Origin of the sequence: Azospirillum sp. OGB3 (genome assembly GCF_014192915.1) — a bacterium.
Classification (GTDB): Bacteria; Pseudomonadota; Alphaproteobacteria; order Azospirillales; family Azospirillaceae; genus Azospirillum.
On sequence record NZ_JACHYN010000003.1, the window covers coordinates 410178 to 432104 of the forward strand.

The window sequence follows — 21927 nt, forward strand, 5'->3', positions numbered from 1 at the left end:
CCGCTCGGGTTTGCTGCACATGGCCTTGGGACGCTACGACTACGAACGCCGTTATCGCCGCCGCTTCTGGGCGGGGTTTGCGAAATTCGGTCTGTTCGCCGCCGTACTCCTCGGCGTCGGCCTGTTCGCCTACCAGATGGGCATCGAGCAGTTGAAGGGCCGCGACGTCACGCTGCGCGAGGAAATCTCGACGCTGTCGCGCCAGAAGGCAGAGTTGGAACTGCTGGCCAGCCAGATGCAGCATGCCGCGCGCACGGCGGAGGCCCGCGCAGCGGAACTGGAGGGCCGTCTCCAGCGCGAGGTGCCCTCCGGCGATCTGGCGCGGCTGACCGGGCTGGTGTCGGAACGGCTGAAGGGCGGCATGGACCCCAACCGGCTCGCCTTCGTGATCGCCCAGGTGCAGGCGGTGCGCAACTGCCAACCGGCGGAAACCAAGCGCTTCGCTCTGGCCACCCCCCTCCTGAAATCGGGCAACCGCAGCACCAGCTTCAACAATGGCGCGGTCACCGTGAGCGGCGAGGGCCAGTCGTCGCGCAACCCGCAGGGCAACGCGGAGAGTTGGTTCGACCCGGCGCAGCCGGTGACCATCAAGATCGCCGGCATGGGCGGCAAGGAAACGGTCGCCAAGGGCGTTCTGCCCCTGCACCAGACGGTGGTGCTCGACAATACCGAGTACCGCTTCACCTTCACGCCCGGCGCCCGCTCCTTCGTAGACGTGACCGCCGACCGCTGCCCCTTCCCTTAATCACCCTCGTCCGGAACGGTGAAGGCACGGGGCGGCCTGCCGGACTCATGGATATCCCACATCGTCGCGTAGGCGCGCTCCAGCGCGCGGGCGAAGCGTTCGGCGTCGAACAGCGGCGCGCGGTTCCGCTCCGCGGCGAGGCGCGCCTTCAACCGGGTGAGTCCCTCCGGATCGCCGGCCAGCCGCAACGCCGCGGCCTCATAGTCATCCAGCGAGCGCACCGCCAGTTCAGGCAGGCCGGCGGCGCGCAACAGGCTCGCTCCGACGCGGGACGCGAACCCCTCCCCCGGCACCGTCAGCACCGGCAGGCCCGCCCACAACGCGTCGCTGGCGGTGGTGTGGGCACCGACCGGCGTGGTGTCCAGGAACAGGTCGGCCAGCCGGTAGCGCGCCAGATGCTCCGCCGGGGAGCGCCGCGGGGCAAAGACCAGCCGGCCGGCCGGGACACCCCGGCGCTCGGCCTCGCGCCGCAGGTTCGCGCTCGCCTCCGGATGGCTGTCGAGCAGCCAGAGCACGCTGTCCGGCGCCGCGCGCAGCAGGCGGCACCAGCGGTCGAACAGGTCCGGCGTGATCTTGTAGGCGGCGTTGAAGCAGCAGAAAACCATGCCCCGCTCCGGCAGGCCGCAGGCGGCGCGGGACGGGATCGGCCCGATCGGCCGGCTGCGGTCGTTGGGCTGGTAGCAGACCGGAAGCTGGACGATCCGCTCCGCATAGAACGGCTGGTGATCGAACGGCGTGACCAGCGGGTCGCCGATCACGTAATCGATGAAGCCAGCGCCCATCGTTCCCGGATAGCCCAGCCATTGCACTTGCACGGGGGCGGGCCGATGGGCGGCGATCTCCGGCCGGGCGTGCTGGGTGTAGCCCTTGAGGTCCACCAGGATGTCGATCCCATCCGCGCGGATGCGCGCCGCGGCGTCGGCGTGGGAACCGGCGGCGAGGTCAACGAAGCGGTCGAAGCCGCCGGCCAGCCGGCGCCGCATCGGGCCGCCGTCGTCGGGGCCATAGCTGTAGCCGGCGACCTCGAACCGGCTCCGGTCGTGGCGCTCGATCAGTTCGGCGATGAGGGCGGCGGTGGCGTGCTCGTGATAGTCGGCGGACAGATAGCCGACGCGCAGCCGGTTGCCCAGGGCGGCGTCGCGGCGGGCTGGCATGGCGGCGATGCCACGGGTCCGCCAATCCGCGTAGCGGCCGGCGCAGGATAGCTCCGCCGCCGGCCCGGCGCCCTCGCCGAGGAAGATCCAGGGATGGATCTGCCGCGTCGCGCCGCCGCGCACCAGGGCGGCCAGTCGCGCGGAGCGCTCCGCCAGCCCGTTCCAGCGGCAGAGGTGCCGCATCTGCTGGACGAGTTGGGCGAGCACGCCGCCGGCGTCGGGCAGGCCGGCCGCCAGGGCGCGCTCGAAGGCCGGCAGGCTGTCGGCGAGGCGCCCGGCCTCCCGCGCCGCCAGCCCGAGATTCGCGTGGGCCTCGGCCAGATCGGGACGCAGCGCCAGGGCGTTGCGGTAGCAGCCGGCGGCCTCCTCCGCCTGCCCCCCCTCCTGGACAACCGCGCCGAGGTTGAGCCAGGCTGGAACCAGCGCGGGGTCGAGCGCCACCGCCCTGCGCAACGCCGCCTCCGCCGCCGCGCGGTGCCCCAGCGCGCGGAGCAGGACTCCCTGGTTGCAAGGGGCCGGGGCGAAGCGCGGCATCAGCCGCGACGCCTCGCCGTAGGCGTCGGCCGCCTCCTCCCTGCGGCCGAGCGCCTGGAGCGTCAGGCCCAGATTGAAATGGTTGCCGCCGAAATCGGGGAGCCAGGAGAGGGCGGCGCGATGGTGCGCTTCGGCCTCCGCCGCCCATCCCTGCCGCCTCAGCGCCTCGCCGAAGGCGGAGCGGGCCACCGCTTCTTCCGGCGTGCCGGGCTCGCCCAGCGCGTCGAGCGCGCCGAACAGCTCCCCCAGCGCGGCGGAGTCGCCGGGCCGGGCGGCCAAGGCCGCCCGGCACTCCTCGACCCGGGCGCGGAGGGCGGCGGTCATGGTCGCAGCCGGCCTACTTGCGGACCCACCGCCCACCCGACAGCACATACTGCCCGGCAGGGGTCCGCTCGATGAGCTGCTTGCCGGCGAGGGCCTGGACCTGGTCCACCGAGGTGCCGTTGCTTCCGGCGATCTCACGGTAGCGGGCGATGCGCTGGGCGTTGACCTGCTCGGCAAGTTGGGCCGCGGCGGCCGGCGCGCCGGGCACCGCCCCGACCAGCCCGTCCGGCCGTTCGCCGATCTGCCCGGCGGCCTTGGCGGCGCCCAGGGCGTCCTGGGCCGGCGCCGTCGCCGGACCCGACAGGGTGAGCGCCAGGACCAGCCCGGCGGCGGCAACGATGCGCTTCATGGCTTTTTCCCTCCCTTCATGCCGCCCGAGCCGTCCTGGGCCGGCGGCAGGCCGAACAGGGCCGGATCGTCGGCGATGGCCTTCTCCAGGTCGCGTTCGACCTTCACCCGGACCTCCTGCTCGATGCGGATGTTCAGGTTGATCTCGATGGGCTTGTCCGGGGCCTCGACCTTGACAGTCGGGGTGCAGGCGCCCAGTCCAGCGCCCATGGCGGCGGCCAACCCGGCGATCAGTGCGGCGGTCGGGACGCGCCGGCTTCGAACCGTGTGTCTCATGGATTCTTTCGTTGGAACTCCGTCATGCGGTCGCGCACCGTCTCGGGAATGCGGTAGGTATCCAGGCTCTGCCGCAGTATCCGGTCGAGCGCGCCGCTCACCTTAAGATTAAGCGCGACCGGATAGCCATCGTAGAATGCCGGGTTGGAACCGCGGATGGCGATGCCGACCGCCAGTTCCCCGCCCGCCTGCCCCTCCATGGTGGCGCTCAGCGTGTCGTAGCGGAAGTCGGTCAGCGCCCCCATCAGCAGGGCCGTCGGACTGCCCTCCTCCCCCTTCAGGAAGCCCGGCGGATTCTCGGGGTCGTAGCGCAGCGTGCCGGGAGCGTCAGCCTCCAGCAGCCCGTTGTCCAGATGGACGGAGTCGGCCTCGATGCGCACCGGCAGGCTTCCGCTGACCGTTCCGCTCGCCTCCAGCCCGTCCACCGCGACCATCTCCAGCATGGGGCCGAGATGGACGCGCTCCGCCCGCAGCGTAACCGTCCCCCGCGGAGCCGCCGGGTCGATGGCGAAGGGATCCGCCCGCAACACTCCGCCGGCCCAGTGCCATTCGGCGTGCTCCACATTCAGCCGGCCCTTCGTCCCATAGCCGAAGCGAAGGGTGCCGTCGGTCAGCGGCAGCCCGACGTCGAGCAGCTTCACCGCCAGCGTCTGGCCGGGCGCGACCACCGGTGGGAACAGGCTGGGAAGCGACAGCACGCCGTTGATCCCACTGGCCGACACCGGTCCGAACCGCCCGGCGAGGTCGGCGAGCAGCAGGTCGCCCTGGGCTTTCAGCGCCGTGCCGTCCCAGGTGAGGCGGGCCTTCGCCGTCAGGGTGCCCACCGTCTCGGCGATCGTGCCGGCGCCGGTCCAGTGGGTCAGGACGGACAGGCCCTTGGCGGGGGCGGTCAAGGCCGCCTGCCCGCGGTGGATCGCGCCGTCGCGGGTCATGGTCAGGCGCAGCGTCCCGACGGCCGTGCCGCGCGGAGTGGCCAACGTCACCGCGGTGTCGCCAAACTGGATGGCGTCGATGGGAATCGCCAAGGCGCCGTCGCCTGCCGGCCCACCTTTGCCCGCCGCCCCGGCGGTATCGGCCAACGGGTGGCCGGCGATGCTCAGGCCGCCGTCCTTGGCCACGTCGATCCTCAACCGGGCGTCCGTCAGGTCCAGCCGTTCGATTCGCCCCTCCCGCAGGGCGTCCAGAGGGTGATGGAGGGTGAGGGTGCCGGCGACCGTCCCCTGCCGGTCCAGGCGGACCAGGGCACGGGTCTGCTCCGCAGACAGTTCGGACACCGTCACGGCGGCGTCCGGAAAGCCGGCGCGGCGCAGCGCCTGGGTGGCGGCGGTGCCGGCAAGGTCGGTCCGGTGCTCGACGGCCAGGGCGACCGCCCCGCCGATCAGCGCCAGCTTCACCAGAACCAGCCATCGTCTCATCCGCCGCACGCTCTGCTGCCGCACGCCCCACCCCTCGCCGTCACGTTCGCCATTGCCTCTTTCGGGTATGAACACCCGAACGGCAGTCTATCGTCCATCGGGGGCGGGGCGCGACCACGCAGCGTTGGGACAATGATGGGCCGGCGGCGGAAAGGGGCTGCGTTCGCGCCGATGAAGGCAGCCCCGCAGGGCGTCTTTGCATCGGCGCCGGTTTCCCCTATGGTCGCGTCCGCGGAATCGGCACATCGGAGTGTTTCGCATGTTGCGGTGGACGCGCATTCTCATGGCGGCACTGTTCGCCACTTTCATCTTCGCTCAGGGGGAGGCCAAGGCCTTGGATCCGGAAAACACCCTCTACCTCGACCTCAAGGACGGCCGCGTGGTCATCGAACTGCGCCCCGACCTGGCACCGAACCACGTCGCCCGCATCAAGGAACTGACCCGCCAGGGCTTCTACAACGGCGTCGTCTTCCACCGCGTGATCGACGGCTTCATGGCCCAGACCGGCGACCCGACCGGCACCGGCACTGGCGGCTCCGGCAAGAAGCTGAAGGCCGAGTTCAGCGGCGAGCCGCACGTCCGCGGCACGCTGTCGATGGCCCGCACGCCGGACCCGGACAGCGCCGACAGCCAGTTCTTCATCTGCTTCGCCCCGGCCCCGTTCCTGGACAAGCAGTACACCGTCTGGGGCAAGGTCGTCGAAGGCATGGAATTCGTCGACAAGATCAAGAAGGGCAGCCAGTCCCGCAACGGTCAGGTCAGCGACCCGGACAAGATCGTCAAGATGCAGGTTGCCGCCGACGCCAAGTAACGGCCTCGGGATCGGGCCGCCGAGCAGGGCGGCCCCGATCAGGCGATCGGGGCGGTGAAACCGCGCACCGCCCCATCCCCTGTGCCGACCCTCCCGGCGTTCACGGCCCGTTGATCGCCGAGGTCAGCGCCACCAGGAGGTCCCGCATGCTGCGCGGGCGATCCTGCCAGCGCATCGACAGGCCGCTCAGCAACACCTTCTCGAACCCAGGCGGCACCGTGGCGCCGCCTTCGGCCAGACGGGGCACCCGGTCGCTCATGAAGCGGCTCGTGGCGTCGGGCGGCGTCTTGCCGGTCAGCGCGTAGTAGACGGTGGCGCACAGCGCGTAGACGTCCGTCCAAGGCCCCTGCTTGCCATCCGGCGCATACTGCTCGGGCGGCGCATAGCCCGGCTTCAGGATCACCGTCAGGTCGGCGCTCTTGCCCGCCGCGTGGCGCGCGGCGCCGAAATCCAACAGCTTGCGTTCGCCGCCGCTCGTCAGGAAGATGTTGTCGGGACTGATGTCGCGGTGGATCAGGCCCTGTTCGTGCACGGCGTGCAGCGCCTTGATGATCGGCGACAGCAGGGTCAGCGTCGGACGCGCCGCGATCCGCCCACCGCTTTCGGCGACATGCCGCTTCAGCGTCCGTCCGTCAAGAAGCTCCATGACGAGGTAGGCGGTCTCGTTCTCCTCGAAGAAATCCTGGACGCTGACGATTTCCTTCACCTCCCGCAGGCGGGCGAGCATCCGCGCCTCCTCCAGGAACTTCGCCAGCCCAGCCGAAAAGCCGCGCGCATGATCGTCGGAAAAGGGGACGACTCCCGACGATCCGGCGGCGCGCGACACCAGATTGGCCGGATAGAACTCCTTCACCGCGACCTTGATCTGCAGCCGTTCGTCCCAGCCGAGATAGGTGGCCCCGAAGCCCCCCTGCCCCAGGACCCGGCCCACGAGGTAGCGCCCCAGAAGCCGCGTGCCCGGAAGCAGATGGACGCCGGCCCGGTTCTGGACGCGGACCGGGTATCCGCAATCCCGGCACGCCTCGCGCGGTCCCTTCGGCACGAAGCAGGCCGGACACAGGCCCGGTGCGGTAACCGGCGCCTCTGTCATCGCAGCGGCGATGGCGGCGGGCGGGACGACGCCGCGAATCGATGGCGCCACGACGGTCGGCAGCGCCGTTGCACCGCAGGGTTCGGACACGCCCGCTGATCCCAAACGGCCGGCGGGCGGCGATGGCTTGGCCGTGGGCAGCGCCTTCTGGCTCAATCGGTCCAGAAGCTCGTAGAGGCGGCGGACCTCCGCCTGGGCGATGTCGTCCCCCTGGGCAGCCGCCAGTTCGGCCTGGAACGGCGGCTGGCGGACCGTGTCCAGAATGTGCTGGCGCAGCGCCGAAAGAGCCGCGTCGTCGCCGATCAAACCGGAACAGGCCAGCTCAGCCAACCGGATGATCCGACGGCGCGGCAGCGGTTCGATCTGGCGGAGCCGCTGGACGAGCCGGCCCCGGCGGGTGAATTCGTCGACCACCGAGGCGGCGCGGGCGGCGATCCGCTCCCGGTCGTGGTCAGGCAGGGCGGCCGCCCCCCGGATGGCGTCCACCGCGCCGGTCAGTGCCTGCCGCACCAACGCCGTGTCCGGCGTTTGGAGCACCATGTTTTCCACCAGCAGTTCGTTCTTCAACGCGGCGTCCAGCGCGTCCACGATCTCGCCCATGTGCCGCTCCGCTGCGGGCACCATGGAGACGGCGGCCAGATAATGGATCCGGCAGATCAGGTCCGGCTGCGTTTCGCTGAGTCCGACGATGGAGCGCCGGAAGGCGCTCGCCCCGCCCTGCTCCAACCGGCGGGAGTAACGGACCGTCAGCGCGTCGGCCATGGCGGCGCCGCCGGTCAGCCCCGCCGGTGACAGCAGATGTCCCATCAGCGCGCGCAGCAGGTTGGCCTCCTGCTCCGCCGTGCCGCGCCCGAGCGGCTGCGGGGCGCGGAGCTGGCGCCGGATGCGCTCCAGCACCATGGCGCGGGCGGCAGGCAGCCGGCCCTGGCGGAACAGACCGTTGAGAACGCCCAGCCGGTTCGGCCCGAAGGCGTCCATCGGCACCCGCCCGAACAGCAGGTTGCACAGCGTGACCAGCGGCGCTCCGCCGGCCGGCGCGCTTCCCAACAGCTCATGCGTGGCCGCGGGAGAGGCCAGCAGGTCGCCGATCACCTCGTCCAAAGCCGTCGACAGCGCGTCCTGCCGCTCCGCCGGGAACATCTGCATCAGAGCGTCGAGCTTCGACGTCCAGGTCCGGCATTCCTCCAGTTCCATGGAGAGCGCCGCGCGCAGGTCGAATTCGACGTCGCCGGTCGGCGATTTTCCCGCCGCGTTGCGCAGGATGGAGTCGATGAGGGCGCGCCCCCGCGCCAGACCAGAGAGGGCGCTCTGCGCGGCGCGCGCCTTCGCCGCGGTTTCGGCGACGGCGTTGTCCAGCGCGCGGCGGCGGGCCTTCGCCTCCTGGCCGGGAAGGCGAGCCTGGACCGTGGCGATCCGGCCAAGGGCGGACTCCATCAGCGTCGCCTTGGCCTGGAGCGCCTTGAGATGCCGGCTGTTGTGGATCAGCTCCGTCGGGGTCAGCACGAGGCCGTCCAGATGCGGCCGCAGGACGATGCCGATGACCATCCGCGCCGGTCCGCCATGGTGCTCCGCGAGCGTTTGGCACAGCGCCGCCTCATCGAGCGTGCCGGCGGAGCCGGTTGCCCCTGCGGAGACGGGCATCCTGGAGGCGGGCATTGACACGGGCAGCCTTTGGGCGGGATCGGCGCGGCGGCGGATGGCGTGGGCGGTCCGTCATCATCCGGGCGATCCGGTAAACAGCCGGTATACGGGCTCCGAAATGGCTGAACGGTCCGGTTGCGCAGCAAACCGGGCCGTTTGCGCAAAGGTGTTGCAAGAGGCCATCGGGCTTGGCCCGTGGCACACCTTTGCGCGCAAGCCCGCCCTTTCCTTCCCCTGCGGGCTGTGCGATACCCGAACGATACCGGCGCCCAACCACCGCCGGCAGGAGGACGCATGGAGCAGGTCGCACTGGACCAGGGAATCGGCGCCCAAACCCTAACGCTGAATCGCAGCGCTGCGAACGGTTCCTTTGAATGCACGCTGTGCCCGGAGCGCGGCGGCGTCGTGGTCCGGCTTGCCTGGCGCGGTACGGACGGCACCATCGACCTTCTCCGCCCGGCCTCCGACTGGGCGCTGCGCCACGGGTCGGCCGTCGACACGGGCTGTTTTCCGCTGGTGCCCTTCTCCAACCGCATTGCCGGGGGGCAGTTTACCTTCGACGAACGGCGAGTGCGGCTTCCGCTCGACGGGGACGGCAACCCGCACGTCATCCACGGCCATGGCTGGCGCGCCGGCTGGACGGTCGAGGACGCCAGCGCCTCGGCCGCGCGCATGGTCTTCCGGCACCGCGCCGACGCCTGGCCCTGGCGCTACCGCGCGACGCAGACCGTGGTGCTGGAGGAGGATGGGGCCAGCCTGACCCTCTCCCTCGTCAACGAGGACGACCGGCCGATGCCGGCCGGGATCGGGCTGCATCCTTATTTCCCGAAGCCGCCGGGCACCCGGCTGACCGCCCGCGTGGACGGCGTCTGGCTGAACGGCCCGACCATCCTCCCGGTGGAGCGGGTCGCTGTACCGCCCCGTTGGGCCTTCACGGACGGGATCGTCATGGACCGGACCGTTCTCGACAACGGCTTCACCGGCTGGGACGGGAAGGCGATGCTCGACTGGCCGACGCTCGGCCGGCGGCTGTCGATCGAGACGGAGGGGCCGTTCGGCCATCTCATCGTCTACGCCCCGCCGGACGCGGATTATCTCTGCGTCGAACCGGTGTCCCACATGACCGATGCGGTCAACCGACCGGAGGAGCCGGACAGCGGCCTGCGCCGTCTCGAACCGGGCGAGGAGTTGGCCGGCACCATGCGCCTGCGCCTGGAACCGCTCGCCCGCTGAGCGCCGGGCCCCGGAGTCAGCGGCAGCGGACGAAGGTGGCGCCGAAAGCCGGTTGGTCCAGAGACAGGAACAGGCGGTCCAGCCGCGGCGCATCGGCGACGTCCATGCGCAGCATGCCTTCCGGCAACCCTTCCTCTCCACCGAAGGACAGCCCCTCCGCCAGATCGCCCTCGCCGGGCGCCAGCGGGCCTTCCAGCGGAAAGGCGGCGATCCGCGGGTCGTGCAGGCTGAAGGCGCCGTCGCCGGTGATCTCCAGATAGGAGGTCCGGCAATCGTCGATGGGCGTCCGCGTCACCGGGTCGGCCTTGGCCCAGCGGCCAATCAGTGCCGGCAGGTCCGCCGAGCGCTTCGCCGGACCCGGCTTCGTCTGGCTCTGGGCAACGCTGGCAACCGGGCGCTGCGGGGCCGACGCCGAAACGGTCAGCGGCTCGTCGGCCACCGGGGCGCGACGGGCGGCCAGTTCGGTCTCCAGCGTCTTGGTGCGTTCGGCCATCTGGCGCGCCAGACAGGCCGCGCGGTCCTTGCCCTTCTTCGGGTCGGCCAGATCGGCCTCCGCCACCGGACAGGCGGCGTCCCGCCGCTGGACCCACGCGCGCTGGCCGGCGGCGACCGCTTCCTCCCCCGCCTTCCCGGCCTCGTCGGACAGCGCCCGCAGCGCCGAATCGAGCTTGTCGGCAGCGGTGGCGAGCGAGGCGTCGCGGCAGAGCAGAAGCGCGACCGGCGCGTCCCCGGCGCAGTCCGCGGGCTTGGCGGCCTCCCCGCTGGTGTCCGCCGCCATGGCCGTGCCGGCCATCAGCATGCCCGCCAGAAGAATCGCTGCCCGCATCGCCAAAATCCCTTACGCCGGAAACGCTTCCAGGACGGCCCTCACCTGCCGCTGGAAATCCTGGTCGCTGCGATAGCGCGTCAGGACCGTCTTGTCACGCTGAACGAGGAAAAAGATGTCCTCGCGGCTGGGCAGAGAGCGCGGGTTGGGCTTGTCCAGCAGCTCCCCGTTCCAGCCGATCCGCGCCATGAAGTAGACGGCGCGCGAGTTCAGCATGAACAGCTTGTTGTCCGGCGCCAGCTTTTCCCGACGCAGCAGCGCATAAAGGTAGTAGTTCCGTCCGTGAAAATAATTGACGTAGATCGATTGCAGCGCAGCGAAGCGCTCGTCGGGGCTGGTGTATTTCTTGATCTGCCGCTCCAGCTTGAAACCGGCAAAGAAATACTCACGCGCCTCGTTCTCAAAGGAGAAAGCGGAGCCGCGTATCTGGGTGAGCTGTTCCCCATACTTGCGCAGGACGCGCCCCATCAGCAGTTCGAGGAAGCGCCGCTCCGCCGCGAGGTCATCGGGCGGCTGCAGGATCATCTCGAAGACATGGCGGAGATGATAGGGGTGCCGGACCACGATGACCGGAACGCTCGACGCCGGACGCTTTTCCCGCCATCCCCGCTCCCCCAGCATGGTCGCCGCCGGCGACACCGAGGCGATCACCGAGGCGATGGTGTCCTGGATCTTCCAGCGCCGCTTCACCTGGGCGGACTGTTTGCCGATGTGGAAACGCGCCAGACGGCGCTGCCACCGGCTGCGCCACGTCTCCTTCGGGGCCTTGTGGGTCGGCAGGTTGGCGACGACCAGCGGGTTGCCGAGCATGTCCGGCGGCGGCGGCAGCGGATTGAAATTGAAGTATTTGCCGGTAACGACGCCGCGCGTGGCACCGCCGGGCGCTCCGTCGCCCGCCGAAGCACCGCCACCCAAGGACAGGCCCGCCAGCGTCGCCATTTTCGATTCACACTCTGCTTGGGTCGCTCCCGTCCGGCGGGCAGGGCCGTCGGTCAGGGATCAGGTCTTTATAAAGCGGGCCGAGCGCTGATGAAAGACGCAACCGATCCACTCTGACACTGCATGTTTTTTGTGCAACCAGTTCGTGCCGCGTTTGCGAAGGCGCTCTGGTCTGCGCGAACTCTTCGATGGTACTATGCCCTTGTCCGTGCGGCGGGGAGCCGCAGGGGACCGGCCAGCGCAGACAACGGGTGGAACTTCATGGCGATCCACGTCGCTCTCAACCACAAGACCGTCTACCGTTACGACCGTTTGGTCAATCTGGGGCCACAAATCGTCCGGCTCCGCCCGGCCCCCCACTGCCGTACCCCGATCCTCAGCTACTCGCTGCGCGTCACCCCGAAGCACCATTTCCTGAACTGGCAGCAGGACCCGCAGTCCAACTACCAGGCCCGCTTCGTCTTCCCGGAAAAGACCCGCGAGTTCGTCGTGGAGGTCGATCTCGTCGCGGAGATCGCGGCGATCAACCCCTTCGACTTCTTCCTGGAGGAGAAGGCCCAGACCATCCCCTTCGCCTATGAGCCATGGTTGGAGCGCGAACTGCGCCCCTACCTGGAGGTGGAGAAGCCGGGTCCGCTGCTGGCCGACTACCTGACCGGCATTTCGCGGGAGCCGGCGGCGTCCATCAACTTCCTGGTCGACGTCAACCAGCGGCTCCAGAAGGACATCGGCTACGTCATCCGCCTGGAGCCCGGCATCCAGACCTGCGAGGAGACGCTGGGCAAGCGCACCGGCTCCTGCCGCGATTCGGCGTGGCTGCTGGTGCAGATCCTGCGCAACCTCGGTCTGGCCGCCCGGTTCGTCTCCGGCTACCTGATCCAGCTCACCGCCGACCAGAAGGCGCTCGACGGACCGTCCGGTCCCGAAGAGGACTTCACCGACCTGCACGCCTGGACCGAGGTCTTCCTGCCCGGCGCCGGCTGGGTCGGGCTCGACCCGACCTCCGGCCTGCTGGCCGGCGAGGGGCACATCCCGCTGGCCTGCACGCCGGACGCCTCCTCCGCGGCCCCCATCTCCGGCCTCATCGACGAGTGCGAGGTGGAGTTCGGGCATGAGATGTCGGTCACCCGCATCTATGAGGCGCCGCGCGTCACCAAGCCCTACACCCCCAAGCAGTGGGCGGGAATCGAGGCGCTGGGCCACCGCATCGACGAGGAGCTGGCCGCCGGCGACGTGCGCCTGACCATGGGCGGCGAGCCGACCTTCGTGTCCATCGACGACATGGACGGGGCCGAGTGGAACACCACCGCGCTCGGGCCCAACAAGCGCAAGATGGCCGCCGACCTCGTTCACCGGCTGGCCAACCGCTTTGCGCCGGGCGGGCTGCTGCATTTCGGCCAGGGCAAATGGTATCCCGGCGAATCGCTGCCGCGCTGGGCGATGACCGTCTACTGGCGCCGCGACGGCGAGGCGCTGTGGGCGAACAGCGACCTGCTGGCCCGCGAGGACACCGACTACGGCCACACGGCGGAGGACGCCGGCGCCTTTCTGGTCACGCTGGCCAAGAAGCTGGGGCTAGACTCGGCGCTGGTGCTGGCCGCCTACGAGGACCCGTGGCACTACCTGCGCCGCGAATCGTTGCTGCCGGTCAACGTCGATCCGCTGGACAGCAAGCTGGAGGACAAGGAGGAGCGCGCGCGCCTCGCCCACGTCTTCACCCGCGGCCTGAACGAGCCGGTCGGCTTCGCCCTGCCGATCAACCGCAAGATGACCCAGCAGGGGCCGGTGTGGCTGTCCAGCGCCTGGCCGCTGCGCCAGGAACGGCTGCTGCTGATGCCGGGCGACAGCCCGGTCGGCTACCGCCTGCCGCTCGGCTCGCTGCCCTGGGTGGCGCCGCAGGACTATCCCTACTCCTGGGAGACCGACCCGTTCGAGGAGCGGGCGCCGCTGCCGCCCAACCGGGTACCGCTGCGCCAGCACGCGCTCCGCGAGGAGGCCGAACGGCAGGACGCCACCCGACGCAACGAGCGCGTCCAGCGCGCCATGGCCGAGGTGCGCAGCGAGATGCCGGAGCACGGCAAGTCGGCGTGGTGGGTGGTCCGCACCGCCCTGACCTGCGAGGCGCGCAACGGCCGCATCCACCTGTTCATGCCGCCGATGAACACGCTGGAGGACTATCTGGCGATGCTGGCGGAGATCGAGGCGACGGCGGTCGAGCTGGACATGCCGGTGGTGATCGAGGGCTACCAGCCGCCGAAGGACCCCCGCCTGAACTCGCTGGCCGTCACCCCCGACCCCGGCGTGATCGAGGTGAACATCCACCCCTCGCACACTTGGGACGAGCTGGTCCGCAACACGCTGGAGCTTTACGAGGACGCCCGCCAGTCGCGGCTGGGTGCCGAGAAGTTCATGATCGACGGGCGCCACTGTGGCACCGGCGGCGGCAATCATGTGGTGATGGGCGGCGCCACCGCGGCGGACAGCCCCTTCCTGCGGCGGCCCGACATGCTGCGCAGCCTGATCACCTTCTGGCAGAACCACCCGTCGCTGTCCTACGCCTTCTCCGGCCTGTTCATCGGCCCGACCAGCCAGGCGCCGCGCGTGGACGAGGCCCGCGACGACGCGCTCTACGAGCTGGAGATCGCCTTCAATCAGATCGACAAGGCGGCCGCGACAGGCGATTGCCCGCCCTGGATGGTCGACCGCGTGCTGCGCAATCTGCTGACCGACGTGCAGGGCAACACCCACCGGGCCGAGTTCTGCATCGACAAGCTCTATTCCCCGGACAGCTCCACCGGGCGCCTTGGGCTGGTCGAGTTCCGCGCCTTCGAGATGCCGCCCCACGCGGAGATGAGCCTGACCCAGCAGCTTCTGCTGCGTGCCCTGGTCGCCCGCTTCTGGAAGACGCCCTACAAGGGCAAGCTGGTGCGCTGGGGGACGGAACTGCACGACCGCTTCATGCTGCCTTACTTTGTGCAGCAGGACTTGGCGGACGTCGTCGCCGACCTTCGCGATCACGGCTATCCCATCGAGGAGCGCTGGTTCGACCCGCACATGAACTTCCGCTTCCCGGTCTACGGCCACGTCAACCAGCGCGGCATCGCGCTGGAACTGCGCATGGCGCTGGAGCCCTGGCACGTCCTGGGCGAGGAGCCGGGCGGCGGCGGCACCGTGCGCTACGTCGACAGCTCGGTCGAGCGGGTGCAGGTGCGGGTCACCGGTCTGACCGACGCGCGCTACGCCATCACCTGCAACGGCCGCCGCGTGCCGCTGATCCCCACGGGGACAGAGGGCGAGTTCGTGGCCGGCGTGCGGTACCGGGCGTGGCAGCCACCCTCCTGCCTGCACCCGACGATCCCGGTGCATACGCCGCTGGTCTTCGACATCCTGGACCTGTGGGCGGGCCGCTCCATCGGCGGCTGCACCTACCACGTCATGCATCCGGGCGGGCGCAACTACGACACCTTCCCGGTCAACGCCAACGAGGCGGAGGGGCGGCGCCTCGCCCGCTTCTTCCCCTTTGGCCACACCCCCGGCCCGATGGACGCACCGGCGGAGGAGCGCAACCCGCAATTCCCGATGACGCTGGACCTGCGGCGGGGCTGATCGGGCCCCCTTCCCCCGGCCGGAATACGCCTTTCGGCCGGGGGGCACCGATGCGCCGCTTGCATCGGCGGGACCGGGCGTTCACACTTGCTGCGCATTGCACCGCCGTGAACGTACGATCCGAACCTTGGCCGACCGCGAATCCCCCTTTCTTGACCCCGGCGCGCCCCCTCCTCCGGGGCTGCGTCCGGTGCCGTTCCTCCAGGGATCGCTGTTCGGCGAGGCCGACGCCATGGGCTACGGCCGCGGCGAGGTCTATGACGAGATGGTCACCGGCCAGGGCCGCCTGCGCCCGCACTGGCAGACCTTCATGGGCACGCTGGGCCCCCTCGACCCGGAGCTGATGGCCGAGCGGTGGGAGGAGGCGCGGCGCCTGCTGCACCAGAACGGCGTCACCTACAACATCTACGGCGATCCCAAGGGGATGGAGCGGCCCTGGCCGCTCGACATGGTGCCGCTGCTGATCCCCTCCCACGAGTGGAAGGCGGTCGAATCTGGTCTGATCCAGCGCGCCACGCTGCTGAACGCGGTGCTGGCCGACATCTACGGGCCGCAGACCCTGACGCGCAGCGGGCGGCTGTCCCCGGCGGTGATCCACGCCGATCCCGGATTCCGCCGCGCCGTGCACGGCATTCCGGTGCCCAACGACATCCATCTGCATTTCTACGCGGCGGACCTCGCCCGCGCGCCGGACGGGCGCTGGTGGGTGCTGTCCGACCGCACCCAGGCGCCGAGCGGCAGCGGCTACGCGCTGGAGAACCGGGCGGTGCTGGCGAAGGTCCTGCCGGACAGCTTCCGCCACTGTCAGGTAGAGCACCTCACGCCCTTCTTCGAAGCGTACAAGGAAACGCTGCTGTCGCTGAGCCCGCGCCGCGACCAGCCGCGGATCGTCCTGCTGACGCCCGGCCCCTACAACGAAACCTATTTCGAGCACGTCTATCTGGCCCGCTACCTCGGCATCACGCTGGTGGAGGGGGCCGACCTGACCGTGCGCGACCGTCAGGTCTATCTGAAGACCCTGTCGGGGCTGGAGCCGGTGGACGTCATCCTGCGCCGCCTGGACGCCGATTTCGCAGACCCGCTGGAGCTGCGCGCCGACAGCTCGCTGGGCGTGGCCGGGCTGATCGAGGCGGTGCGCGCCGGCAACGTCGTCGTGGCGAACTCGCTCGGTTCCGGCTTCCTGGAATCCATGGCGGTCAAGCCGTCGCTGCCCATGCTCTGCCGCCATCTGCTGGGCGAGGAGCTGAAGATGCCCGGCGTCGCCGTCTGGTGGTGCGGCAACGACGACGAGCGCGCCTACGTCATCGAGCATCTGGACGGGCTGGTGGTGAAGCCGGCCTTCCCCTCCCTGTCCTTCGAGCCGATCTTCGGCGCCGACCTGTCCTCGGCCGAGCGCGCCGCCCTGGTCGAGCGCATCAAGGCCCGCCCCTGGTGCTACGTCGCGCAGGAGCGTCTGGCCCTGTCCACGGCGCCGGTCTGGCAGGGCGGGCGTCTGCAGCCGCGCCCCCTGGTGCTGCGCGTCTTCCTCTGCGCCCGCCCGGACGGGAGCTACACCGTCATGCCCGGCGGCCTGACCCGCGTGTCCACCGAATCAGGGAAGCTGGTCGTCTCCATGCAGCGGGGCGGCGGCAGCAAGGACACCTGGATCCTGTCCGGGCGCCGGGCCGAGGCCACCCCGGCAACGCCGCGCCCGCAGCCGGTCCAAGAGCCGCAGCCGGCACCCAAGGCGGCCTCCGCCGACCTGCCCAGCCGGGTGGCCGACAGCCTTTATTGGTTGGGCCGCTACGCGGAGCGGTCGGAGGGCACGGTGCGCCTGCTGCGTTCCACCCATTCCCGCCTCACCGACGGCAACGTACCGGGCGCGTCGCTTCAGCTCCGCCCGCTGCTCCATCTGATGGCCTGGGAGGGCATGATCCCCTGGGACCTGACTCGGGTCACCGCGCTCGGCGGCGGACGGGCGCTGCGGGCGGCGCTCTACAGCTCCGTCGTCGATCCCGACCATCCCAACAGCCTGCGCGCCCAGGTGCAGCGGGTGCACCGTACCGCCTATTCGGTGCGCGACCGCCTGTCGCTCGACATGTGGCGGGTGGTGACGATGCTGGAGCGGCAGAGCCAGCCGCCGGCGCACAAGCTCGACGCCGCCGCCATGCTGCTGCGGCTGGACGACCTGATGACCTGCCTCGCCGCCATCGCCGGGCTGGAGCAGGAAAGCATGACGCGCGGCCAGGGCTGGCGCTTCCTCGACATCGGCCGGCGCATCGAGCGGGCGCTCCACATCATCTCGGTGATGCGCGGCATCCAGATCCAAGCGCTCGACCGCCAGGACGAGCCGGTCCAGGTGGCGACGCTGAGCGTACTGCTGGAGTTGGGGGAGAGCGTGATGACCTACCGGTCCCGCTATCTGACCAGCGTGCGCCGCCGCCCGGTTCTGGAACTGCTGCTGGCCGACGAGTCCAACCCGCGCGCCCTGGATTTCCAGCTCGCGGCCCTGGAGCGCCATGTGGCGGCCCTGCCCACCGGTTCGCAGGCCGTGCCGGGCGACACGGCCGCCTCGGCCCGCTCGATCCTCGGCGCCGCCCGCGCCTCGCTGCGCGCGCCGGAGGCTCTGGACTCGGGCACGGCCCTGCACACGCTGCTCGACTCGCTCGCCCTGTCGCTGCCCGAAATTTCCAACCTCCTGACCCACGCCTATTTCAGCCATGCCTTTGCCCGACCGGCCTGACCTCTCCCCGACCGTGGCCGGCGCGGCCCCCGCCGACGATCCCTCCGGCGATGGATTCGGCGTCCGCTTCCGCGTGCGCCACACGACCCGCTACGAGTATGGCGAGGACGTGTCGGTGTCGCACCACCTGCTGCACCTGACCGCCCGCCCGCAACCGCGCCAGCGCGTTCACCAAAGCGCCCTGACCATCCTGCCGGCGCCGGCGGTGCAGTCGTCCCACACCGACTATTTCGGCAACACCGTCACCTACGTCGCGATGCAGGAGCCGCACCGGCACCTGATCGTCACCGCGGAAAGCGAGGTGGAGGTCGGCCCGCCGCCGCCGCTGGACGCCGCGGCGACACCGACCTGGGAGCATGTGCGCGATTCGTTGGGCGGCCTGAGCGGCCCGGAGGACGGGGCGGAAGTGGTCCAGTACCGCTTCGACAGCACGCTGGTGTCGGCCAGCCCGACGCTGCAGGACTACGCCGCGCAGTCCTTCACGCCCGGCCGCCCGGTGGCGGAGGCCGCGCTGGACCTGATGCGGCGCATCCACGACGATTTCACCTTCGACCCCACCGCGACGACGATCGCCACCCCGATGGCGGAGGTGATGCGGCACCGCCGCGGCGTCTGCCAGGACTTCGCCCACATCGTGGTCGGCTGTGTGCGGGCGATGGGACTGCCGGCCCGCTACGTCTCCGGCTATCTGCGCACCCTGCCGCCGCCGGGCCGGCCGCGTCTGGTCGGCGCCGACGTCAGCCACGCCTGGGCCTCCGTCTGGTGCGGCGCCGAGGCCGGCTGGATCGACGTCTGCCCGACCAACGCGCGGCGCGCCGACCAGGACTTCATCACCATCGCCTGGGGCCGCGACTACGACGACGTCAGCCCCGCCCGCGGCGTCCTGATGGGCGCCGCCGGCCACACTCTGTCGGTCAGCGTCGATGTCGAGCCGTTGAGCGGGTTCGGGGCGCCCTCCTTCCCCTGATAGCGATCGAGTCCTCGCGTTGGCCCCCACCCCGGCCCTCCCCCGCTAACGCAGGGGAGGGTGCCTTCTGCGAAGCCGCGGCAATTCCCTCCCCTGCGTTAGCGGGGGAGGGTTAGGGTGGGGGCCCAACGCAACCACTCGCCAAGCACCTCTGCCTTCCTGCCCGGCTGGTCACTCCGCCGGCTGAGGGTGCGCGCCCGTGGGGTGGCTGGCGGAGCCGTCCACCGCCGGCAGGGGCTTCTTCCTGGCGATGTAGCTGTAGACCGTCGGCACCACAAACAGCGTCAGGAAAGTGCCCAGCAGCATGCCGCCAACGATCACCGCGCCGATGGCCTGCCGGCTCTCCGCGCCCGCCCCGTGTGCGTTGGCGAGCGGCACGGCGCCCAGCACCATGGCGCCGGTGGTCATCAGAATCGGGCGCAGGCGCAGCACGGCGGCCTCTTCCACCGCCTTGCGGATGTCCACCCCCTCGCGCTGGAGCTGGTTGGCGAACTCCACGATCAGGATGCCGTGCTTGGTGATGAGGCCGACGAGCGTCACCAAGCCGATCTGGCTGTAGACGTTCATCGTCCCGCCCGTGAAGTGCAGGGCGGCCAGCGCGCCGGTCATCGACAGCGGCACCGTCAGCATGATCACGAAGGGATCGATGAAGCTCTCGAACTGCGCCGCCAGCACCAGATAGATGAAGGCCAGCGCCAGGATGAACACGAAATACAGGCCCGTCGCCGATTCCCGGAATTCGCGGCTTTGCCCTGCATAGTCGGTCTGGGCGGTGGCCGGCAGCACGCGGTTCGCCGCCGCCTGGAGGTAACCCAGCGCCTCGCCCAGCGAGGTGCCCGGCGCCAGAGTGGCGGTGATGGTGACGGAGCGCAGCTTGTTGAAGTGGTTCAGCTCCTTGGGCGCCACCCGTTCCTCGATGCGGACGAGGTTGGCGAGCGAGATCATCGCCCCGGCGCTGGTGGCGACCCCGGCTTCCGCCGCCATGGTCGGCGTGCCGCGGACGTAGATGGAGGCGATGTCGTCCGGGTTGCGGCGGTCGAGGTCGCCGACCTGGACCACCACGTCGTACTGCTTGCCCTCCTTCTTGAAGCGGGTGACCTGCCGCCCGCCCAGCAGGGTTTCCAGCGTGCGGCCCACCGTCTCCACGTCCACCCCGAGGTCGGCCGCCTTGTCGCGGTCGATGGTGATGCGCAGCTCCGGTTTGTTCAGCTTCAGGTCGGTGTCGAGGTTGGTCAGGCCGGGGAACTTCCGCGCCTCGGCCATCAGCCCGTCGACCATCTTCTGAAGCTCGTCGTAGGGCAGCGAGCTTTGGATGACGAAGTTGACCGGCTTGTCCACCGGGCTCTGCCCCAGCGAAGGCGGGTTGGTGACGAAGGCCAGGATGCCCGGAATGCCGAACATCTTGGGGAAGAGCTGGGCGGTGATCGCCTGCTGCTTCACGTCGCGCTCGTCCCAGTCGATCAGGCGGACGAAGGAGATGCCCTGGTTGACCACCGGGAAGCCGACCACCACGAAGAACTTCTCGACAATGGGGATCTGGCGGAACAGCTCCTCCATGCGCTTGGCGTAGCTTTCCGTATAGTCGAGCGTCGAACCCTCCGGCGCGATGGCGATGCCGACAATGGTGCCGCGGTCCTCGACCGGGGCCAGTTCCGACTTCAGCCCGGTGAACAGCGTGTAGCTGAGCCCCGCCACCACCGCGCCGACCAGCAGCACCAGCGGACGCGCCTTCAGCGACACGCGGAGCAGCGCCCGGTAGCCGTTGGTCAGCCCGTTCAGCAGCCGTTCGATGGCGTTGTAGAGCGCGTTGTGCTTGGTCTGGTGCTTCAGCAGCTTGGAGCACATCATCGGCGACAGCGTCAGGGCGACGAAGCCCGACACGATCACCGCCCCCGCCAGCGTCAGGGCGAATTCGGAGAAAAGGCGGCCGGTGCGGCCGGTCATGAAGCCGATGGGTGCATAGACCGCGGCCAGCGTGATCGTCATCGCGATGACCGCGAAGCCGATCTCCTTCGATCCCTGCAAGGCCGCCTGGAAGGGTGGCACGCCCTCCTCGATGTGGCGGTAGATGTTCTCCAGCATCACGATGGCGTCGTCCACGACGAGGCCGATGGCCAGCACCATGGACAGCAGCGTCAGCGTGTTGACCGAGAAGCCGAAGGCGTACATCAGCGCGAAGCCGCCGATCAGCGACACCGGGATGGTCACCAGCGGCACCAGCGTGGCGCGGAAGCTGCGCAGGAAAACGAAGATGACCAGCACGACCAGGACGATGGCCTCGAAGATCGTGCTGAACACCGCGTCGATCGACTTGGCGATGAAGACGGAGCTGTCATAGCCGACATCCACCCCCATGCCCTCCGGCAAGGCGGCGCGGATCTTCGGCAGCGCCTCGTTCACCGCTTTGGAAACGTCCAGTGGGTTGGCGGTGGACTGTTTGACCACGCCGATGGCGACGGCGCCGCGCCCGTTGAAGCGGGCGCTGACCCGCTCGTCCCGCGCCCCCAGTTCGGCCCGGCCGACGTCCTTCAGCCGGACCAGATAGCCGCCGTCGTCGCGCAGGATGATGCGGTCGAACTCCTCCGGCGTGCGCAGGTCGGTCTCGGAAACGACGGTGAACTCCCGCGCCTTGCTCTCGACGCGGCCCGCCGGAATCTCGACGTTCTGCTTGCGCAGCGCGTTCTCCACGTCCTGCGGGGTGACGCGGTAGGCGGCCATGCGCTGCGGGTCGAGCCACAGCCGCATGGCGAAGCGCCGCTCGCCGAAGATGCGCACCTGGGCGACGCCGGGCAGGTTCTGCAGCCGGTCCTTGACGTAGCGGTCGGCGAAGTCCGTCACGTCCAGCGGCGAATGGCGATCGGACGAGAAGGCCAGATAGATGATCGGCTGCGCGTCGGCCTCCACCTTCGCGATGACCGGCTCGTCGATCTCGTTGGGAAGCTGGGCGCGCACGCGGCCGACGCGGTCGCGCACGTCGCTGGCCGCCGTGTCGACGTTGCGGTCCAGGCGGAAGCGCAGAGTGATCTGGCTCTTCTCGGCGCGGCTGATCGAGGACATCACGTCGATGCCCTCGATGCCCGACAGCGAGTCCTCCAGGATCTGGGTGACCTGGCTTTCGATGATCTCGGCCGACGCGCCCTTGTAGGTGGTCTCCACCGTGACGACGGGTTCGTCGATCTTCGGGTATTCGCGCACCGACAGGCGCTGGTACGACACGATGCCGATCAGCATAAGCGCGAGGCTCATGACCGTCGCCAGGACGGGCCGGCGGATGGAGATGTCGGAGAGGACCATCG

At 70.0% G+C, this 21927-nt stretch carries 14 protein-coding genes; 6 read left to right on the plus strand and 8 right to left on the minus strand.

The annotated features are described in order from the left end of the window. The first annotated feature begins 19 nt into the window (after positions 1 to 19). The gene (locus FHW79_RS09360) at positions 20 to 745 is read left to right on the plus strand and encodes a hypothetical protein (protein WP_183178653.1); all 726 of its coding nucleotides are present in this window, start codon (positions 20 to 22) and stop codon (positions 743 to 745) included. Here the strand turns inward: FHW79_RS09360 and FHW79_RS09365 are convergent. From FHW79_RS09365 to FHW79_RS09380, 4 genes are read right to left on the minus strand one after another with little or no spacing between them, the layout of a single operon-like run. After that, entirely contained in the window at positions 742 to 2757 is a 2016-nt protein-coding gene (locus FHW79_RS09365) for a tetratricopeptide repeat protein (protein ID WP_183178654.1), read from the minus strand. The genes FHW79_RS09360 and FHW79_RS09365 overlap by 4 nt on opposite strands. 13 nt (positions 2758 to 2770) lie before the next feature. After that, the gene (locus tag FHW79_RS09370; protein ID WP_183178655.1) at positions 2771 to 3106 is read right to left on the minus strand and encodes a YdbL family protein; all 336 of its coding nucleotides are present in this window, start codon (positions 3104 to 3106) and stop codon (positions 2771 to 2773) included. Beyond that, positions 3103 to 3381: a YnbE family lipoprotein gene (locus tag FHW79_RS09375; RefSeq protein ID WP_183178656.1), complete on the minus strand. Its 279-nt coding sequence runs from the start codon at positions 3379 to 3381 to the stop codon at positions 3103 to 3105. Before FHW79_RS09375 ends, FHW79_RS09370 begins: the two co-directional genes overlap by 4 nt. Continuing rightward, positions 3378 to 4796, minus strand: coding sequence for a YdbH domain-containing protein (locus FHW79_RS09380; RefSeq protein ID WP_211108171.1), 1419 nt, complete (start codon positions 4794 to 4796; stop codon positions 3378 to 3380). The genes FHW79_RS09375 and FHW79_RS09380 overlap by 4 nt, the downstream gene beginning before the upstream one ends. 283 nt (positions 4797 to 5079) lie before the next feature. Here FHW79_RS09380 and FHW79_RS09385 point away from each other — a divergent pair, with 283 nt between their 5' ends. Further along, a complete protein-coding gene (locus FHW79_RS09385; RefSeq protein WP_246472358.1) occupies positions 5080 to 5607 on the plus strand; it encodes a peptidylprolyl isomerase in 528 nt (175 codons plus the stop codon). A gap of 100 nt (positions 5608 to 5707) precedes the next feature. On the opposite strand, the gene FHW79_RS09390 is transcribed toward FHW79_RS09385, so the two are convergent. Then, positions 5708 to 8353, minus strand: coding sequence for a serine/threonine-protein kinase (locus FHW79_RS09390; protein WP_183178659.1), 2646 nt, complete (start codon positions 8351 to 8353; stop codon positions 5708 to 5710). Between the two features lie 279 nt (positions 8354 to 8632). Between FHW79_RS09390 and FHW79_RS09395 the strand changes: the two genes are divergently transcribed. Then, entirely contained in the window at positions 8633 to 9571 is a 939-nt protein-coding gene (locus FHW79_RS09395; RefSeq protein ID WP_183178660.1) for an aldose 1-epimerase, read from the plus strand. Positions 9572 to 9587: 16 nt separating this feature from the next. Here the strand turns inward: FHW79_RS09395 and FHW79_RS09400 are convergent, their stop codons facing one another. After that, entirely contained in the window at positions 9588 to 10397 is an 810-nt protein-coding gene (locus FHW79_RS09400) for a lysozyme inhibitor LprI family protein (RefSeq protein WP_183178661.1), read from the minus strand. Positions 10398 to 10409: 12 nt separating this feature from the next. Continuing rightward, positions 10410 to 11336: a hypothetical protein gene (locus FHW79_RS09405; protein ID WP_183178662.1), complete on the minus strand. Its 927-nt coding sequence runs from the start codon at positions 11334 to 11336 to the stop codon at positions 10410 to 10412. 261 nt (positions 11337 to 11597) lie between these two features. Here FHW79_RS09405 and FHW79_RS09410 point away from each other — a divergent pair, with 261 nt between their 5' ends. From FHW79_RS09410 to FHW79_RS09420, 3 genes are all read left to right on the plus strand, one after another. Further along, positions 11598 to 14942, plus strand: coding sequence for a transglutaminase family protein (locus tag FHW79_RS09410; RefSeq protein ID WP_183178663.1), 3345 nt, complete (start codon positions 11598 to 11600; stop codon positions 14940 to 14942). Between the two features lie 127 nt (positions 14943 to 15069). Further along, positions 15070 to 17664, plus strand: a complete 2595-nt coding sequence (locus FHW79_RS09415) for a circularly permuted type 2 ATP-grasp protein (protein ID WP_247884247.1) — start codon at positions 15070 to 15072, stop codon at positions 17662 to 17664. Continuing rightward, the gene (locus FHW79_RS09420; RefSeq protein WP_211108172.1) at positions 17642 to 18631 is read left to right on the plus strand and encodes a transglutaminase family protein; all 990 of its coding nucleotides are present in this window, start codon (positions 17642 to 17644) and stop codon (positions 18629 to 18631) included. The genes FHW79_RS09415 and FHW79_RS09420 overlap by 23 nt, the downstream gene beginning before the upstream one ends. A gap of 171 nt (positions 18632 to 18802) precedes the next feature. On the opposite strand, the gene FHW79_RS09425 is transcribed toward FHW79_RS09420, so the two are convergent. Continuing rightward, a complete protein-coding gene (locus FHW79_RS09425) occupies positions 18803 to 21925 on the minus strand; it encodes an efflux RND transporter permease subunit (RefSeq protein WP_183178664.1) in 3123 nt (1040 codons plus the stop codon). Between the last annotated feature and the right edge of the window lie 2 nt (positions 21926 to 21927).